This is a genomic window from Pedobacter psychrodurus (assembly GCF_032678585.1).
GTDB classification, from domain to species: Bacteria; Bacteroidota; Bacteroidia; order Sphingobacteriales; family Sphingobacteriaceae; genus Pedobacter; species Pedobacter psychrodurus_A.
In genome coordinates this window covers 1-20,016 of the sequence record NZ_JAVTSN010000056.1, presented here as the reverse complement: position 1 = coordinate 20,016, position 20,016 = coordinate 1, and the positions used below count along the sequence as shown (strand labels likewise).

Below are 20,016 nucleotides of genomic sequence, written 5' to 3'. Positions count from 1 at the left end.
GTTACTTACTAATAACGGGATAAATGGCAATATGGTGTGAGCGCAGCATATAAGGGCTCAAATGGTCTTTGCCCGCCTGTTGGAAAGTGATCAGTTTTGAAGATTCTTTGGGCATGTGGCAATCGATACAATTGGTAGCGATAGATCCTTTTGCCAAAGTAACCTGGCTGTGCTTAGTTGTTTTATGGCAGTTTATGCATCGCTGCGAATAAATTGCCAGGTTGCCTTTAATATTTTCGTGTGTATTGTGGCACGATTGGCAAGTCATGGTTTCGCTTTTCCGATAACAGTTGCTGCCCTGTAACATGGCGCTTTGGTTTCCATGTACATCGATGTTGCCACCGCCAAAACCTACAAAATCCTGCGCATAATAAGCATCAAGATCGTCGCCAGGCTGGAAACCGAATACCGACCGCTGCGCCACCAAGGTATTGCCCGAATGACAAACAGCGCAAACATCCATTTTCTGTTTACGGGAAAGTGTTTTGAAAATGCTTATAAATTTTGCGGTCTTTTCTTCAGGGTTTTCCATATGAAACACCACATGCTGTTTACCTGGACCATGGCAACGTTCGCAATCGATACCATAAATAACAGAACCCTTTTCCATTTCTTCATCTTTTGAAAAAGTAGATTGTTGCGTCACTTTAATATCTACATAAGAAGCATGGCACTCCAAACATCGGCTCGTTATTGCCCGATCATAATAAAAGGTGTTTTTTGTAAAACCTGGGCTGATGGCCCAATTTTGTATGGCAGAAAAATAAGATAAAGGCAGCTCGTATAACTTTTTCCCTTGCCAATAAGCATAAGTATAAGCCTTTTCGCCCGAGCCAAACTGCATATCAAACTTCTGGGCACGTACCACTTTGTTATCCTGGTAAGCTACCTGAAAAATACCGCTATCCCTTTTCTCGATCATCACTTTTTGATGGGTATCGTATAAAAAGTGATTAGAGTCAGCCTGAAAAACCTTTAACAAATCCGCATCCAGCACAGGTTTAGAAGTTAAACCGTGTGCATTGTGGGCGTAAGATTGGGATAAATCTTGATGGCATTTTATGCAGGTTGCGGCTCCGGTATAGGCCTCTCCCCTGATATCGGCTGGCAATTTATCTGCTGCATTCATACATCTCGAAAGAATAATGTTCACAATAGCAATTGCACCTAAAATAAGCAGGATCCGTTTTGCGCCTTTCAAGATGTATGTTTTGTTTTTACTTTATAAATTGAATATAACTAAAATTATAAGCTCCTGCATCTGCCAATACCTTAATTTTTTGCTTGCCTGCTTTTAAAGGGATATTTTTAACCTCAAAGGTTCCAAACTTTTTGTTATCGCCGGTATTGGGAACGGCAATAGCCTTAGCCACCACTTTACCATCAATGGTGATTGTTAATTTACCATCAGCATGATCTGCCGCGGTATTTATTTTTAAAGTATAGTTTCCTTTTTGCGCAACGTTTACGGTATACTGTAACCACTCTCCTTTTTCGATATGGTTTACAAAATACTTTTCGTACTGAACCGAATCTTTTGCAATATCTACGCCATCGTTACGGTAAATCCGGCCACGGTTTCCAGCTGTTCGTTTTCCGGTTGAAGTATGGTAATCGGCTGTATCGGTATCGAAATAAGCAAAACCGTTTTTACCCAGATCATAATCTACCGCATAAACAATACTTTTATCTTTAATTAAATTGGCTTTAAAAGCTTTGGTTTCGTTGCTAAACGGCTGACGGATCATCGCATCGATCACATCATGGTGGATGATGGTATTTTCTAATTTCGAATAAATGGCCAGTTCCATTAGTCCACTGTACACATTACTGTCTTTTGGTTTGTTGCCCCCATTGTTCAGGTATTTTACCAGAGCATCGTAATTGGGGTTCGATTTAATTTCCATCGGGTTATTGCCACCTATTTTTTTCAACGGCCACCAAGACCAGCCGATATTGTTTTTTTCTAAAAGATGGATGGCATCCGTAAACCAGACATTCGAATTTTCGCCTGTTTCGCCCAGCCAAACCGGAACATTTTGCTCATCCCTCGCTTTGAGCATATGTGTTATTGAAGCCTGATCGTTATAATTCCAATATTTGTGGTAACTCAACACCATATTTTTATCCCATAGCGGAAAAATACCGTTGTAATTATTGCCCCAGCCATTGCCTTCTATAATAATGATGTGTTTTTGATCAACCTCGCGAATGGCTTTGGTGATTTCGACCATTAGTTTTCTCAATGGTGCATTCACTTTTTCTTTCGTCCCGTTTTTATCTTCTGTTGGATTTTCGAAACCATAGTTTGGTTCATTAAGGATATCATATGCGCCAATATAAGGTTCATCTTTATAACGTTTGGCCAGTTTTTTCCAGAGGGCAATGGTTTTCTCCTGATTGGCTTCACTATCCCATAAATAAGGTTTTGAAGGATCACGGTCGGCAATGTTTAAATCATTCCCTTGTCCGCCAGGGGCAGCATGTAAATCTAAAATCAGGTACATTTTATTGGCCTTACACCAGGACAATAAACTATCTGTTAAGGTAAAACCTTTCTCCAGCCAGGTATTCTTGCCTGCAACAGGTTCTTTATCTGCCGGCAAAGTGTATAAATTGTAATGCATGGGTAAACGGATGGAATTAAAACCCCAACGCTTCATCGAATCGACATCGATTTTACGCATGTGGTTGGCCAGCCAGGCATCATAAAACTCCTGTGTCTGTTTTGGTCCCATCAGCTCTTCTATCCGTTCGCGGATGCGGTATTGCTGTGCTTCTTTGTTGATTTTGAGCATATACCCCTCTTGCAGCATCCAGCCACCTAAACCAAAACCACGGAGCAAAACATTCTCTCCTTTTTCATTGACTATTTTTTTGCCCTCGGCCTTTAAAAAAGCCTGACTAAAACCTGTAAACGAAATAATGCTGAACAGAAAAATATATAATATCGATTTTGTGAAAGACATAAAAACAAGGTTAGGTTTTAGATAATTACCAGACATAAGTGGCTACAGATCCTTTATCAAGTACCGCAACGAGGCTTTTGCCGTTAAAAGCAATATTAAACGTAGCGGCATTTTTACCGCTATTCGCTACAATTAAAACGTGTTTCCCCGCAGGTGTTTTAAAGGCAACATTTGGCAAATCGCTTAAATCGTTCGTGGCAATACGAACGGCGCCCGGCCGGACAAATTTAGAAGCGTGTGCAATAGAATAATAAGCCAGGTTTCTACTGTAAGTATCATGATTGATTGTTACCGCACCCTGGCACATCGAACAACCGCCCCTATCGGTATAAGGTTTATTTTCAGGATCGGCGGCCAGATTCCATTCCAGTACATTTTTGCTCCAGTTACGGGTAGCGCCAATAATTAAACGCCTAACCGGGTTCACAATTTTAATATCTGTAGCATCTGGCTGTTCGACCACCATTTGCTCGGAAAAGTAAATATTTTTATCAGGATGGGCGTTATGTACATCAGTTAAGGCTTCGATTTTTCCTCCATACAGGTGAAAGGCAGAGCCATCAATATACTTTTTGGCTTCAGGATCATCTAAAATCGTAATCGGGTAATCTGGCCGGTCGGCATTATGATCGTATACCAGGATTTTGGTTTTAATATTCGCCTTTGCAAATGCGGGACCGAGAAATTTCTTAACAAAAAGTGCCTGATCAGGCGCAACCATTAACAGACTTGGGTTATTCCCTGGATGTAAAGGTTCATTCTGAACGGTTATGGCATCAATAGGGATCCCTTCTTTTTGCATTTCCTGTACATAACGGACAAAATATTTAGCATAAGCGTCGTAATATTCGGGCTTTAACATGCCTCCACGGGCATCGTAAGTGGTTTTCATCCATAAGGGAGGAGACCATGGCGAGCCCATAATTTTTAACTTGGGGTTTATCGCAAGGATTTCCTTCATTACCGGAATTACATCCACTTTATCCGGGCCTAAATCAAATTTAGCCTGTGTTAAATCGGTTTGTCCTTCGGGAAGGTCGTTATAAGAAAATACTTTTTCGTTTAAATCGGAGGCACCAATACTCAGACGGATATAACTCACGCCAATGTTATTTCCATCAGTGGCAAACAATTCTTTCAATAATGCCGCTCTGGCGGGTGCCGACATTTTAACAATGTGCTGTGCACTTCCACCTGTTAAGGCATAACCAAAACCATCAATACTTTGAAACGTTTCTTTATCGTTTACCACAATGGCTGGGTGATCATTTTTAGCTGTAGCAAAACTTAAGCCTGCTGCCTGCCTGGTAAATAATACAGATCGATCTGCCTTGGTAAGCCAAACTTCTGCCTGATTTTGGGCAACGGCGGAAAGAGAAGAGCAGGTAAAAATACAGGCAATAAAAAGGCGAAGCGATTTGGTAGAAAGCATAGATAAAAATGAAAATCGGATTAAAAAACAGGAAGAAAGACTGTGCTTCCTTCCTGTTAACAATTAAACTTTAAGCGTATATAATAGATGAGCAATTATTTTGTTCCGCCCCATTCTTTATTCTGTTCAATTTTGGTGTTGTTCAATTCACCCTGAGGAATTGGGAAAACCTCATGACGGCCAGCAATAAAACCTTTTGAAGCCAATGTTGCCGCAGCCTTTCCCCAACGTACCAAATCAGGGAAACGTTGTCCTTCTCCAGCAAGCTCTAGCCTTCTTTCTTTTTCAATATTTGCCTGTGTTACTGCCACTGGGTTTAGGCCAACCCTCGCCCTAACAGCATTTAACAATTGATAGGCTCTGCTACCTACACCAACAGCTGCATTTGCATTCATTAATGCTTCGGCCTCCATTAAATAGGTATCGGCCAAACGGATTTCATATTCATCTATTCCGAAATTCAATTCAGGTGTATTTGCAGCAGCTTGAGTGGTTAAGCCCATATATTTAGCAAAGAAATAACCCGTATTGTTGTACCCAGCAGTATATTTAGCAATCCCATTGGTTTGCAAACTGTCTAAATTGGCAACTGTAGCACCGTTTCTTGGATCGAAATGAATGAAATCATAAAAAGCTTTTGTAAATACCAAAAAACTATAACCACTAAAATAATCAGGTGCGGTACTCAATGTTTTGCTGTAACCCCTTGGTCCGGTGGTAATGGATAATAAATTACCTTCGCTATTACCAGCAGCCGACCAATTGCCATTAGAATTTTTGCTGTGAACAAACTCGATAATTGATTCTGAATTGAATTTATTACTTGGTTTCCATAAATCACCGAAGTTAGGAATGAGTTTATAGCCATAAACCGAAGGTGAAACACCCGGCGCTGTACCATTTACCACCGCAAACTGATCGGCCGCAGCCTGCCATTTTTTCTCATACAATAACACCTTTCCCAACAAAGCCTGTGCAGCGCCTTTCGTTAATCGTCCACCCTCGGTAGCCGCTGGTACTGTATTTGGCAATCCGGGTATCGCATCGGCCAGGTCTTTCTCAACGTAAGCATATACTGCAGCAGGTGCAGCCTGCACAACATTGTATAGATCTTTTGGATCAACTGTTCCTTCTATAATCGGCACGTTTTTAAAAAACGTAACCAGATCGAAATAGAATGCAGCGCGCATGGCTTTAGTTTCAGCAATATACCTCGCTTTTAATGTTGCATCCATAGGGATATCAACAATCTTCTGCAGTAATACATTCGCTCTGTAAATCCCGCTATAGCCTCTTGTCCAAAGGTAACTTTGCGGACCCGTGCTTGCATTAAGCGTATAGTTTTGCATTACCTGTAGATCATTAATATCGCCAGAACTACCTCCTCCCGCGAGTTGGTCATCACCTGCAACACTCATCACGGCAGATTTATCATATAAGCCGCCTGATTGAAAGGCAAACCGATCATAAATGGCCACCAATCCTGTAAAGGCATCAGCCTGTGTTTTATAGTAATTATCTAAAGTAATACGGTCCTGTGGATTTACTTCCAAATCCTTTTTGCAGGAACCCAACACTACAGTAAGTACCATTGCTGTAGCGTATAAAAAATTCTTTTTCATCATGATTTAATTCTTAAAACCCAACATTTAACCCAAATAAAAATGCCCTTGCTTGTGGATATGCTCCACGGTCGATACCATATTGTGCACCACCACCTGAATCGGCAGTTACACCCAATTCAGGATCGTAACCGGTATATTTGGTTATGGTAAATAAATTCTCTGCCAATACATATACCCTCAATTTTTTCATTCCCCATTTATTGATAATACTGTTAGGCAATGAGTAACCAAGTTGCATCGTTCTTAACCTGAAGAAATTACCGCTTTCTAAATACAAATTGGTAAACTTGGTATAGTTGCCATTTGGATCGCCATCAACAATACGTGGTAGCGAAGCACCAGTATTGCTTGGTGTCCATGCATCTAAATACTTGCTCTGATAATTCGCGGTACCGATATCCAGTCTTCTCAAACCCTGAAAAATCTGATTGCCACCCGAACCACTTCCAAAAGCGGTGAAGTCGAAGTTTTTATAACCTAAATTGATGGTGATACCATAACTTACCGTAGGGTTTGGATTGCCCAAATAAGTACGGTCATCAGGATTGATAATATTATCGTTGGTTAGGTTGGCAAATTTTAAATCGCCAGGTTTTGCATTCGGCTGTAGTTTGGTTACCCCATCGGCTCCCAAATAACTATCAATTTCCGCCTGACTTTGAAAAATACCCAACGATTGATAACCATAATACTGTTGGTAAGGCAAGTTCAAGCCCGTTCTGGTAATATTACCGAAATTTTGGAAGGTTGCACTATTATCCTCTAAGAAAAGGTTTCCTGGAAGTAGTTGCGTGACTTTATTTTTATAAAAGGAAACATTTCCATTTACTCCAAAGTCTACCTGCCCGATTTTCTTTCTGTAACCCAGCTCAATCTCTAAACCCCTGTTTTGAATATCGGCAACGTTCTGTGCGAAACTTCCATAACCTGCATACCCAGGAATAGGTGGGTTTTGTAAAATACCGGTTGTTTTCTTGTTGTAAATATCAACTGTTAAGGTTAAATTTTGAAATAGCGTTGCATCAATACCGATATCTGCCTGACGGGTTTCTTCCCATTTCAGATCGGGATTGGCCGGAGCACCTGGACTATAACCTACATACACGGTTTCGGTTGTTGAGCCAAATACATAATTACGGTCGGCACCCGCTCCAACTATTGGAATGTATGGGAAATCACCAATACCATCATTTCCGGTTACCCCGTAACTTCCACGGATTTTCAAGAAAGTTAATACATCATTTTTAGGAAAGAAATTTTCTAAAGTAGGCACCCAACCCACAGAGCCAGAAGGGAAATACCCGAATTTGTTATTGCCACCAAACCTTGATGATCCATCACGTCTGATCAAAGCAGAAAACAGATATTTCTCACCATAATTGTACTGAATCCTAGAAAACAATGAATTGATTCTGTGGTCAGTACCATCACCGCCGCTACTGTTTGTTCTATCGGCTGGCAATGCATTGTATCTGAAAGATGCTTCATCGAAGGTTTTTGCAGGTACATTATTGTACACCACTGTAGCCCTTCTCTGATTACCATCTTTATATTCACCATGACCCAATAAAACTGTAAAATTATGCTTATCAATAACCTTGTTATAAGAGATTGTATTCTCTAAATTCCAGTTAATTACATATGTATTTTCTCTCGACAACGAGGATTGGTTAATCGGTGTTGAAGTATTATAATAGGCAATTGGGGTAAATGAGTTACTTCCATAAAAAGCCATTTTTGTACCTAACGATGAACGCACGTGTAGGCCTGGGATCGGCTCAATATCAGCAAAAACGTTCCCCACAATATTGTGGTCGTAACCATAGTTGCCCAACCTGTTTTGGATCATGGCTAAAGGGTTTTTCATTTCTTGTCCTACATAAGGAGAAATACCGAAAAGCTGACCATCACCATTTCTAGTTGCCGCCGTATATTGTGTTGAGCCTACTGCAGGAAAAAAAGTAGCCTGAGAAGCAGGATCTGTAATTACTGATGGCGTGATCGGATCTAAATTAATTGCCGAACTCAGTATACCACCAAATTCACGATTGGTTTCGCCAATACTGCTGTTTACGCCATGGCTATAACCTAAGTTCTCGCCAAAAGTAATTTCTTTAATTGGCTTAAAAGTTGTATTGATACGAACGTTCGCCCGGTTAAATTTAGAAACAGGAGAAGCAACTATACCTGTAATATCAGTATAACCAAATGAGGTAAAATAAGTTGCCTTGTCACTTCCTCCAGATACACTAAACTCATGACTTTGTTTTGGCGCACTATCATTAAAAATTAAATCCTGCCAATCGGTACCTGCACCTAAAGCAGCTGGGTTGGCAAAAGCAGGAGCTTTACCTGCACTAACAAGCGCCTGGTTGCGTAGCGTTGCATATTGTGTAGCATCTAACAGATCTAATTTTTTGGCTGGTGCCTGTGTACCATAATAACCGCTATAGTTAATGCTCAGTTTACCTGCTTTACCTTTTTTAGTGGTTACCAAAATTACACCCGCCGCAGCACGTGTTCCATAAATTGCAGCAGAAGCACCATCTTTTAACACCTCGATCGATTCGATATCATCCTGGTTTAAATAACCGATACCACCTGCATCAATTACCACCCCATCGATTACCCAAAGTGGATCGTTCTTGCTGTTACCAAAAGAGGTAAAACCCCTTAAACGTACGGTAGAACTCGAGCCTGGCTGACCAGATGTTGCCGCAATGGTTAAACCTGAAGTTCTACCTTGCAACGATTGTTCGATACGTACCACTGGTTGATTTTCCAGATCTGAAGCTTTAACGCTAGAAATTGCACCAGTTACCACACTTTTCTTTTGTGTACCGTAACCCACTACTACAACCTCTGTTAAATCTTTCGAATCGGCTTTTAGTGTCACATTGATACGGCCTCCTGCTGGAACAGTTACCGTTTGTGTGGCCATACCAATTAAACTGATGGTTAGTTTTCCACCTACAGGCGCTTGTATCACAAAAACACCAGCAGCATCAGTAGATGCGGCCTTGGTTGTCCCGTCCAACTTAACCGTTGCGCCAGGTAAAGGATCACCATTTTGTTCTGTTACTTTTCCTGTAACGGGAATGTCTTGTGCCAATAAGGCCAGGGGAAATGCCAAGATACAGTAAACGAAGAATACGAATGTAAATCTTCCTCTCATAGAAATTAGTTTTAAGTTAAAATTTGGTTAGTTAATGACCGGGGAGTTTGGTGCCCCCGTTTCATAAATCAAATCTATAGCGGTGCAATACAATAGCACAATTTGTTGCTACTACACGAACCATACAGAAGCCCTCAATTCACTTAAAAAAAAGAAAAACAGACCTACATAAGCCCTACACAAAACACATAACAATACTGAAAAACAGATAATTAACTTATTTCAGAAGAAAATGTTTCATTTGTAACAAAAACATCGGTTTAAGGTCTTTTCTGACGGGCAATATCGATCAAAAACTCATATAAATTGGTTTCTGGTTTTAGCTGAAGTTTCTTTCTTAGGCGGTATCTGCCCACTTCGATGGCTTTAATGGTAACATTCATCAGTTGCGCCATTTCTTTTGATGATAAGTTCATCGATAAATAGGCACAAAACTTCAAATCGTTCTGACTTAAATCGGGATAAAGGTCTTTTAACCTGTTAAAGAATTCGGTATTTACATGGTTAAAATGCACACTCAAATGATCCAGCTCCTGGTCCTTTTTTTCTACATCCCTGATCAGCCTGATTAAGTGCCTGAAACTTGGTGAACTTTCATTAATATCGTGGTTTTTAATTACCGCCGAGATCACTTCCTTGATCTTGGCCAATACTTTACCCCGCTGCACCAAATGCATGGTCATGGTAGAGAGTTCTTTGTTTTTATAATTTACATCGGCTTCTAACTTTTCGTTCTGCAACCTCACAATCTCCTTTTCATTCCGATCCAGTTCGAGCTGATGGAGATAACTCATGCGGTCTTGCTCTTTAATGTGCTTCCGCTTTTGCCATTTAATCATCAGCCTGATGAGCAGTACAACTAAGATCAGATAAAAGATCTTCATCCAAATGGTATTGTACCAGGCCGGTAACACCACAAAGGTATAAGCCACCGCAGCCGATTCGTTGCCTACATCCGTTCTGGCTTTAATGTTAAAAGTATATTTCCCTGCAGGTAAATTGGTGTAGTCTTTTTCACTCTTTGTACCCCATTCAGACCATCCCCGATCGAAGCCCACCAGTTGATAGCTGAATTTTATATTCTTATCATGCTCAAAAAGTGTAGACGCATATTCGAAGTGTATAGAGTTTAAACTGTTGATGTATTCTGGTATCTCGTGTTGATCCTGCCTGGCAGAAATGACACCCTTGCTCACAAAATAGCCCCCAAATACCAAACTGTCTTTATTTCCAAGCAGTTTAACCTGCCCTAAGGTTACAATTGGTTTGATGATGTTTTGGATGTACTTTTCATAGTTAATATGATAAGCACCCTTGTTGGCCCCAATAAATACATTCTTGCTATCGAGGGCGTATATAGATTCAAAACCGCCAACCACTTTCCCATCCAGTTCGGGCAGGTAAAAAATAGTGAAGGGATTTGCGCCCGAAGGATGTTTAAAATCGATTACTCCTACTTTTTTATTGCTTACAAACCAGATATCCCCATCACCATCTTCCTTCATGTATTGGATTGAAACACCTTTTAATACGCTGGCCAATAATTTAAAACGGATAAACTTCTGTTTGCCTTCATCATACTCATAAATCCCATCCGACGTTGCAATAACTACCCTGTTTTTAATATGGAAAACATAATTATAAAGGCTTGATGGTAGACCATTTTTATCGGTATACAAGGTGGTACGGAGCACACTTTTATGATCGGGCCGTAATTCTATTTTATATACGCCATGATAAGGGTGTGATGCCCAGATGCGATCGGGGTTATTGTTATCGGCTACAATAAAACGTAAGGTTTCGGCAATTCCCCCGATTTTTCCGGCGTTTGTAAAACGGGAGTTGCTGTAGGTTATTTTTTGCAGCCCGGCATAAGTGCCGGCAATTACCTCATTGCTTGGATAAATATTATCCGGGGTTTGGTACATCCACGTTCCGATCAGGCTGTAAATTGGTCTCGCAATATTATCTTCAACCAGTAATGTTCCATCCTCATGCGCCATCAATAACTGACTGTTAATCTCATCCAGGCCCCAAACCTGACCTTTTGTATTCTTTACTTCTTCAAAATTGGCAGGCGAATAGCTTAAATCCTGTACACCTGAACTTACTTTTGCCCGGTACAGCCCGTTTGAGGTGCCAATGTAAATCGATTGGTTAAATTTCCGGAAGGCATAACTGGTAATCTGTTTGTTGCGGTCGGGAAAAATGTTCTTTACGGCACTATTAATGGCTACATAGGCTATTCCATCGTCCAGGGCGAGCCACATGTTTTTATCCCGATCGATCAAAATACCCCTTACGTTGTTGTTCTGTAGGCCTTCCCTGTAATTGTATTTCTGTACCAGTTCGCCCTTCTTATCCATAATATATACACCGCCCGAGGTAGTGGCTACCCCATACAGATGATTACTGATCTGATTGGCAAAGTAAATCCTATCGTTCAAAAACACCTGATCCAGCTTTGTTTTTAAAGGTTTTAACTGATGGTTAACCACCAGAAAGAATCCCTTTTTTAAAACCGAAACCAAAAGGGTATCGCCACCGTAAGGCAGCACCGCCGTAATGGCCGAGCGGTTTAATATGCTATCGGCACAAAAGGGTTTCCACATTTCGTGCTCGTAAATCATTAAACCCGAATCTGATGACTGCGAAAAAACCTTATTGTTCGCCATGCCCATAAAGAGCCAGGTGGTAGTGGTTTTGTAACTTTTAATTACCCCATCTTTATAATGCAGAATAGCATGTATCGATCTAAAAAACACCTCATCATTGATGATGGAAACGCCCCAGATATCGGCCAGTTTCCGCATGTTCTCTGGCAGCAGGTTTAATAAGGAAGTGTATTTTAAAACGCCCTGTGCATTGGGGTAAAAATATCCAAACTCATCTTGCCCGCCTACATAAATGCGGTTTTTAGAATCGATGCCCACCGAGCGTACCGAGGTATAATTGGGCAATCGAAAAAGGTTCCAATAACGGCCGTTAAAGGTGAGCAAACCCTCGTTGTTGCCAAAATAAAGTATACCGTTCTTATCCTGCTCTACATCCCAGTTCTGGATACCGGCATTATATTGCTCGTTATTGTAATTTACGATCTGCGGAATACCCAAAAGATCCTGGGCATGCACATGATAGCCTGTTAAACAAAATATGATCGCAAGTAGAAGTTTATTCATCTGGGTTAGAAAGGATGATTTGAACGCAATAATAAATATATAATTTTAATTCCGATTAACCTTGTTTACAACCGCGCATCAGGAAATATATCGTTATGATGGATAAAACATAGTAATCCTTATTGCTTAGGTGCGCTCAGGTGCCTAAGGTGGTGAGAAAAAAAGTGCTTGTCATTTTTCAGCGTAATACCCTAAAGGTTATCTAACCATATCAGAAATTTTAGGCCATATCAGCTTATTTGTTCTTATATGTCTCATATGGTAAAGTTTGGCAACGTTATACAAATTGTGCTTAGGTGCCTGAGGTGGTGAGAATAAAATAGACGCTTTTATTTTTTGGAGCGCAATGCCAGTATTGCTTAGGCCTGGTCCGGTCCCGCTTTTACTGCAAGTCCTGGCTGCGCTGTGGGCTTTCCGTTCATCCGATAGCTATCGGATCGGGGCTAGAGAACAACAGACAGTACACTAAATACCAAAGCAATAACCTAAACTTAGGTGTGCTCAGGTGACTAAGGTGGTAAAAAGGTGTTTATTTTTTAGCGCTACAGCTCAAAGGTTTTCTAACCATATAAGAAATTTTAGGCCACATAAGCTCATATGTTCTTACATGTCTTATATGGTGAATTAATTAGAGAAATACTCTTAGTTTGTAAAAACCAACTATTTCAACAAATACGGTTCAACCGCTTTTCGCCAGATGGCGTAACCCGCAGCATTCATATGCAACATATCTCCTACAAAAAGCTCCGGTCTTAACTTCCCATCTTTTGTTAACATTAAAGGATACACATCAACAAACTTCACATTGGCTTCGCCAGCCAAAAACTTTTTGATTAATACATTCGAAGCTACTGCCTTCTCTTTATATTTATCCCGGCTTGGGCTTGGTTTAATCGAGATGTAAACAATCGGCACGTTTGGTAATTTCGTCCTGATGCCTTGATATAAACGGATGGTTCTGTTCAAAACCGTATCGGGCGTTACTGTATCGTTTACCAAATCGTTCTCACCCACGTACAATACAATCTGTTTAGGTTGGTAAGGAAAAACAATGTCGTTTAAATAATAGGTAATATCATTAATTACTGCACCACCGATGCCACGGTTTAAGGCCTTGTATTTGGCAAAAACCTGTGTACAATCATCCCATTTACGGATCGAGGAGCTTCCTACAAACAGTACCGGATGAACGGGTGCTTTGTACATCTGATCGTACTTTTTAATGGTTTGTACATCATCCCAAAAATTAGGTTTGTTTTGAGCGAATGCAGTAATCGTTAAAAAGGATATCAAAAACAGGGTTAAAAATGATCTTTTCATAGGAATAAGGGTGTAAAGGCACAATATACCAATTTAGTCTATAATTTAACCGCAAAGAGCGCAAAGTTAGGCCGCAGAGGACACAAAGTTGGGTTGGTCTTCGACTCTGCTCAGACTGACAGGTTCAATAAAAAGGTCGTCATTGCGAGGCATGAAGCAATCCTACTACTATGGGCGGATATCTTATAGGCGAGAACAAACCCATAGCCTAATGGCTTGCCACAGATTACACAGATTTGCACGGATCCAATTCCATCTTCCATTTTACATCCTCCATCTTTTTAACCGCAGAGAAAAGGCGCAGAGGGCACAGCGCTGGGCGGATATCTTATCTGCGGGAAAAAACCCATAGCCCAATGGTTTGCCACAGATTACACAGATTTACGCGGAACCAATTCCATTATCCGTTTTACATTTTCCATCATTTAACCACAGAGATCACAAAGAAAGGCGCAGAGGTCACAGAGTTGGGAGCATAGCTTATATGCGGTTATCTTCTTCAATCTGCGGGAACAAACCTTCAGCCTAATGGCTCCGCTGATCATGCAGATTATCCACCCAACTCCGCGATCTTTGTGTTTTCCTCTGTGTTCTTTGCGGTTAAAAGAACAAGCAATATCCATTTTTTTTAGTCGCGAAAAAACAACACTTTGTCGAAAAGATTACCGCCCAAATGGAATATTTAAACGAATTTAGCATCGTGCAAAAAAAGAATTCCCTAAGTTTCCCCATCATATTCGAAATCCTCATCTGGGTTTTCTATGTTGCCTTTTACAAATACTCATACCATATCGATCATGCGGGCTTGCCCAAAGTGCATCAGAATTTCCCTTATATAGAAATCTGTGTTTACAGCATTGTTTCAACATTATACATTATCCCCTATTACCGTTGGGCGGTGCCCAAACTGCTCTACAAAAAGAAATACCTCTGGCTCAGCCTGCTTACCATTGTCTACTTTGTATTTCTAACCACTTACAATAATATCGCTGTAGCCTGGGTATTCGCGAAGCTTACGCAAGGCAATCCGGTAAATTATTTCTTCCGCACAGAATCAGCTGGGTATTTTATCGACTGGAATATGATCATGACCGATTTTATTGCCTTCCTGAGCATTGCTTTTTCGCGTTTCTCTTATACCAACGAGTTGCAGCGGCACCGCGTAGAAACCGATCACCTGAACTTACAACTGGTGATGCTTAAAAACCAGTTGCAGCCCCATTTCCTGTTCAATACACTCAATAGCCTGTATGGCATGAGCCTAACGGAATCGAAAGAAACACCCAGGTTTATTCTGCTGCTCTCGCAAATGATGCAGTACATCCTGTACGATTGCGATCAGCCAACGGTTTCGCTTAAAGGCGAAGTTGATTTTCTATCAGGTTACTTCGAGCTCGAACAAAAGAAATTTCCCGAAGCCAATATAAGGTTTAATGCCCCATCGGTGCCGGCGCAGCTCCAGTTGCCACCACTTTTATTTTTACCACTTGTAGAAAATAGCTTTAAACATGGCAAACATAAATTAGAGAACAACAGCTTCGTACAGGCCGATTTAAGCGTTGATGAACATTCCCTTTCCTTCAGCATCAGTAACGAAATCCTGACCGATAACCCTTTTCAGCAACAAAAAATGCCTGGGGGCATAGGCCTGGTAAACATTAAAAAACGTTTGGCATTGTACTACCCCAACAGACATGAAATAACCTTCAGCGAAGAGAACCATATTTTTACCGCAAAACTGACCATAGCGCTATGATTACCTGTATGATTTTAGATGATGAGCCATTCGCCCATCAGGTGCTCGAACATTATATTGCCCAAACTGCCGGCCTTAGCCTCGTAGCTAAATACCGCAATGCGGTAGAAGCTTTCGAATACCTCAATAAAAACAAAGTGGATATCCTGTTTTTAGACATCGAAATGCCATTGGTAAACGGCATCACCTTTTTAAAAGCACTTAGCGAGCCACCGGTTACGATTTTTACCACTGCTTATAAACAGTATGCTTTTGAAGGTTTTGAACTCCATGCCGTAGATTATCTCCTGAAACCATTTGCTTACGACCGCTTTGAAAAAGCCATCGAAAAAACGGGCTTGCTGAAATCGAAAACAGAAACTCCTGGAGATACCCTCCTGGTAAAAGATAAACAAGGACTCATTAACTTAAAACAGCAGGATATCCTGTACATCGAAGGTTTAAAAGACTATATTAAAATTACCACCACCGAAAAGGAACATGTGATTTACCATACCCTAAAAAGCATGTTAGAAAAACTCGACCCCAGGTTATTTGTACAGGTGCACCGCTCTTTCCTGGTCAATAAACAGCACATCAACCGCATTGCACAGGATATGCTGGTGATTTCGAACCAAACCTTTATTCCTATCGGTAAATTGTACAAGAAGGAGTTGTTGGGGCAGTTGAAGGCATAAGGATTAGTGAGTTGTCAACTTTAAATAGGCACAACGTACAGAAGTTGACAACTCTAGTTTTACGATGGATTACACTTCAATAAATTACGTATGGAAGGGTCTTCGATTCCATACGATAGCTATCGGATCAGGCTGACAACATCTGAAGAGCAACTCATTTAATCTGCGGGAACAAACCCATATTCTAACGGTCTCCCGCTGATATCGCTGATTTACGCGGAACCAATTCCATCATCCGTTTTACATTTTCCGTTTTTAACCACAAAGGGCGCGGAGAGAAAGGCGCAGAGAGCACAGCTGGGTGAAAAGTTTATCTGCGGTAATCATCTAAATCTGCGGAAAAAAACCTGTAGTCTATAGTCTCCCGCTGATTACGCAAATTTACGCAGATCCAATTACATTTTCCGTTTTTTTACCACAAAGGGCACAGAGAGAAAGGCGCAGAGGGCACAGAGGTGGGCGGATATCTTATCTGCGGGAACAAACCCATAGCCCAATGGTTTGCCACAGATTTGCACGGATCCAAATCCATCATCCATTTTACATCTTCCGTTTTTTTACCACAAAGGGCACGGAGAAAAAGGCGCAGAGGGCACAGAGTTGGGCGGATATCTTATCTGCGGGAACAAACCCATAGCCTAATGGTTTGCCACAGATTACACAGATTTGCACGGATCCAAATCCATCTTCCATTTTACATCTTCCGTTTTTTTACCACAAAGGGCACAGCGCTGGGCGGTATGCGACTCCCTCTGATAGCTATTGGATCAGACTGCCAACATTAAAATAAAGCAATATCTTACCCCCTAAACCCCGCACTAAACCTATTAAACTGACAAGACAAAGCCGCAATATGTGCCAGCTTCTGTTTGGTAGAATGATCGCCATCGTGATACAAATATACCTCATCACTATCCAATTCGGCGTTATTTTGTATCACCGTACCATCACTTAAATTACTTACAATCCGATCGACCAACAGCGAATCGGCCTGCTCGGGTTTATGGTTAACAGAAAGGTAAATCGAGGTAATAATCGCATTGATCTGATAAATGGTTGATTGTACGCCGTATAAGCCGTTAAAATCGATGTGTTTCCGCATAGGCTCCTGACTGGCCGATTCGATGGCTTCGCTCAAAGCCGATAAACTCAGGTTGGCGTTCTTACGCGCCATGCGCGAAATGTTCTCACCCAGGTTTTCCTTCCTTTCTATCGCCACCTGCAAATAATGCAGCGTATCTGTTGTGGCTCTGCTTATTTTCGCTTTCAGCTGGCGGCTATCCCATACCGGGAAAAGATAGGTGGCAAAAATGGCGATTACACAGCCCAGCACCGTAAAAATAATCCGGTCGTGCACAATATGGTCGAAATGGCCCTGGTAACTGCCCAGTGTTAAAATTACCGCGGGGGTAATAAACAGCACACTAATGGTATAATTTAAACGGTTAAAGGCATAAAAACCAAGCAGAAAGATCACCGAGAAAGAAAGTAGCACCGCCGGGCTTTTCACAAAATATACAATCACCAATCCGATTACCACGCCACCAAGGCTCCCCTTTAAACGCTGCAGATTCCGTTTCCAGGTAATCGAGAACTTTGGCCGCGCCACAATCACCAGCGTAAGGAAAAGCCAGTAGCTGTATTTACTCGGTTCCAATTGCCAGATCAACAAAAAGCCAAACAGGAAACAAATGGCCAAACGCAACGAAAACCTGAAGATAGGCGATTTTAAAGTGAGGTGTTCTTTAATCGAAAAACGGTCGCCGGTGATAAATAAGGGATACGAAATCGGCCCGCTCAGCTCTTGCAAGTGCTGCCCGGGCGTACGCTCGTTGCCCCTGATCATTTCGATAATGCGCACAATATCGTTCATGTTCGAAACCACTTTTAGTACAATCTTGCGCTGGTTTTCGTTCAAAAGCTCCATCTCCTGCAATAACATCACGCGTTTCTGGTAATATTCGATATTGGTAGCCACTTCGCCCTTATAAGCTTTGGCCGAGCGCACGTGCCTGCCCAATTGTTCGAGCTCTTTGGCCAGCAATTCAATTAAGGTGGCGATCAGTTTTAAGCTTGGTCCGGTGGCCAATGTCTCGCGCACCAGAACATAGTCGTAATGTACGGCATTCAGCTGTTCATATAAATCGATCAATAACCGCGTCCGCTCCAACAGCAGCCGGCCTTTAGGGTTATCGGGGTTCATGGCATACTTATCGGTAAGCAACAGGTTGCGGATCAGCTCATGTTTCTGATTCACCTTGATGTGCAGTTTTATCGCTTCCTTTTGTTGCAGATCGAGCGGAATATCCACATCGTAATTTTTCGCCTTGGCGTTCAGGAATAGGGCACTGCTCATCAGGCATTCGAAAATGGCATGGTGAAGCGAGCGGTAAGGCCGCAGCAAAATCTGGATTAAACTGATTACATAATACCAAACGCCTCCCAGCAAAATATAACTGCTAAAATATAGCGGTCGCGCCGGGTGAAGCCCCATCACAAAAGTGCACACAATCAGTGCCATGGTACCAATGAGCGAGAGTTTCTGCCCGTAAACGGCAAACATCGAAAAGCTGAAAGCAGCAATAACAACCACTACAGCGGTAAGGTAAACCTGATCTAAAACCGACGACACCACCAGCGTAGTGGCAAAAAACACGATGATACTGGATAAGGCTGTTTTTAGTTTGTTGAGGCGGTTATCGGGCAGATCGGTTAAACTGATCAGCAATGCCCCAACCCCTATTCCTTTTGCCGCTTCGGGATTACCCATGTAAAAGAACAATATAATGGGCAATACCACGGTAATGGTGGTGCGCAGTGCATCAGAAAAATACTCCCCTAAAAAGAAATACGAAATGGTAGAGCCGATGCTGTTTTTGCCCATGGACGAATCAATATGAATAAACCTCAGTTAGAAAGCCGCAAAGGTACAGGATTAAACTGAATAGAAACAGCGCAATCGCAAAACCGTAATGATGGCTTGCAGATTGGTAAAAAAGGAAGGTTTAATATGGTGACCTCTCAGGGGTTCGAACCCTGGACCCACAGATTAAGAGTCTGTTGCTCTACCAACTGAGCTAAGAAGTCTTGGTAGATTAAATATAGGATAAAAAAGGGAGAGTTAGTTAAACCTGCTAGCAGATTAATATGAGTGAAGCGCCAAAGCAATGTGACGCTTTTTTACTATAGAGAGCTGACGGAACGCTAAATCAGTCTCCCGGAGCGCAGTCGAAAGGTATCCGTTCATCTTTTACTAGGCTAGATTGCAGGGGTCAGAGGAATTCTTCGTAATTGTCATCCTGAGTAAGCGAAGGATCTCTTTGTAAGTGATTACTGCGTTCGTTCAACCACCTTCGAGGTTTTGCCCTTCGCGCCGTCTTGCCTCGGCTACCGATGAAGAATCGGTACAGGTGCGCCGCCGCCGAAGGGGCTCTTACCTTTTTTCAGTTGTGTTTGTGTTTTCATTGGTCTTCAAGCTTGCTTCGCAGGTTTCTTGATAAAAAGGTAACCAACCTGAGCGCAGCAAAAGCATGGCTGCCATTGAAAAAAATAAACACAAAGGCATAACATCAAGGCTTGGAACCGATGTCGGATAAATTCGTCAAAGCTTTTTTAGTCGCCAGCACAAGCCCCTCCCGAAGATTGTTTTCGGGACAAGCTTATGAAAAATCGGGGAGGGCGTGCTGCCTCGGGATAGTGGTAGTTTGAAAATGATTGCTAAAGCTTTAACGTTTTCTCCTTCCATCACTTCCGATGCCGGATAGCAGGGTGCCTATTCCAGGGTGCGGTAAAATTATCGTGTCAACACACGTTTGGTGTGGGTTTTTAGGCGTTTGCTAACTAGCCTTAATAATCTAAAGGTTTTACCGAAGTACGCCGTCTC

Annotated in this window: 10 protein-coding genes and 1 tRNA gene; 2 read left to right on the top strand and 9 right to left on the bottom strand. The window is 41.7% G+C overall.

The features are described from left to right. Position 1: 1 nt before the first annotated feature. The 7 genes from R2S57_RS26285 to R2S57_RS26255 all read right to left on the bottom strand — a co-directional run bounded on the left by R2S57_RS26285 (position 2) and on the right by R2S57_RS26255 (position 13,700). Positions 2-1,201 carry a multiheme c-type cytochrome gene (locus R2S57_RS26285; protein WP_316847892.1) on the bottom strand — a complete coding sequence of 400 codons (1,200 nt, stop codon included), beginning with the start codon at positions 1,199-1,201 and terminating at the stop codon, positions 2-4. A gap of 16 nt (positions 1,202-1,217) precedes the next feature. Next, positions 1,218-2,969 (bottom strand): cellulase family glycosylhydrolase, encoded by a 1,752-nt coding sequence (locus R2S57_RS26280; protein ID WP_316847891.1) that lies wholly within the window; start codon positions 2,967-2,969, stop codon positions 1,218-1,220. Positions 2,970-2,994: 25 nt separating this feature from the next. After that, positions 2,995-4,401, bottom strand: coding sequence for a glycoside hydrolase family 30 protein (locus tag R2S57_RS26275; protein ID WP_316847890.1), 1,407 nt, complete (start codon positions 4,399-4,401; stop codon positions 2,995-2,997). 95 nt (positions 4,402-4,496) lie between these two features. Then, positions 4,497-6,026 carry a RagB/SusD family nutrient uptake outer membrane protein gene (locus R2S57_RS26270; RefSeq protein ID WP_316847889.1) on the bottom strand — a complete coding sequence of 510 codons (1,530 nt, stop codon included), beginning with the start codon at positions 6,024-6,026 and terminating at the stop codon, positions 4,497-4,499. A 10-nt stretch (positions 6,027-6,036) separates the two neighbouring features. Then, a complete protein-coding gene (locus tag R2S57_RS26265) occupies positions 6,037-9,201 on the bottom strand; it encodes a TonB-dependent receptor (RefSeq protein WP_316847888.1) in 3,165 nt (1,054 codons plus the stop codon). A 260-nt stretch (positions 9,202-9,461) separates the two neighbouring features. Then, a complete protein-coding gene (locus R2S57_RS26260; RefSeq protein WP_316847887.1) occupies positions 9,462-12,380 on the bottom strand; it encodes a triple tyrosine motif-containing protein in 2,919 nt (972 codons plus the stop codon). Positions 12,381-13,040: 660 nt separating this feature from the next. Continuing rightward, positions 13,041-13,700, bottom strand: a complete 660-nt coding sequence (locus R2S57_RS26255) for a GDSL-type esterase/lipase family protein (RefSeq protein WP_316847886.1) — start codon at positions 13,698-13,700, stop codon at positions 13,041-13,043. 673 nt (positions 13,701-14,373) lie between these two features. Here R2S57_RS26255 and R2S57_RS26250 point away from each other — a divergent pair. Both R2S57_RS26250 and R2S57_RS26245 read left to right on the top strand, forming a co-directional pair. Further along, the gene (locus R2S57_RS26250) at positions 14,374-15,456 is read left to right on the top strand and encodes a sensor histidine kinase (protein WP_316847885.1); all 1,083 of its coding nucleotides are present in this window, start codon (positions 14,374-14,376) and stop codon (positions 15,454-15,456) included. Further along, positions 15,453-16,133: a LytTR family DNA-binding domain-containing protein gene (locus tag R2S57_RS26245; RefSeq protein WP_316847884.1), complete on the top strand. Its 681-nt coding sequence runs from the start codon at positions 15,453-15,455 to the stop codon at positions 16,131-16,133. The genes R2S57_RS26250 and R2S57_RS26245 overlap by 4 nt, the downstream gene beginning before the upstream one ends. Positions 16,134-16,932: 799 nt before the next feature. Here R2S57_RS26245 and R2S57_RS26240 read toward each other — a convergent pair. Both R2S57_RS26240 and R2S57_RS26235 read right to left on the bottom strand, forming a co-directional pair. After that, positions 16,933-19,017 (bottom strand): FUSC family protein, encoded by a 2,085-nt coding sequence (locus tag R2S57_RS26240; RefSeq protein ID WP_316847883.1) that lies wholly within the window; start codon positions 19,015-19,017, stop codon positions 16,933-16,935. 127 nt (positions 19,018-19,144) lie between these two features. Further along, a tRNA-Lys gene (locus tag R2S57_RS26235) sits at positions 19,145-19,220 on the bottom strand. Positions 19,221-20,016 lie beyond the last annotated feature (796 nt).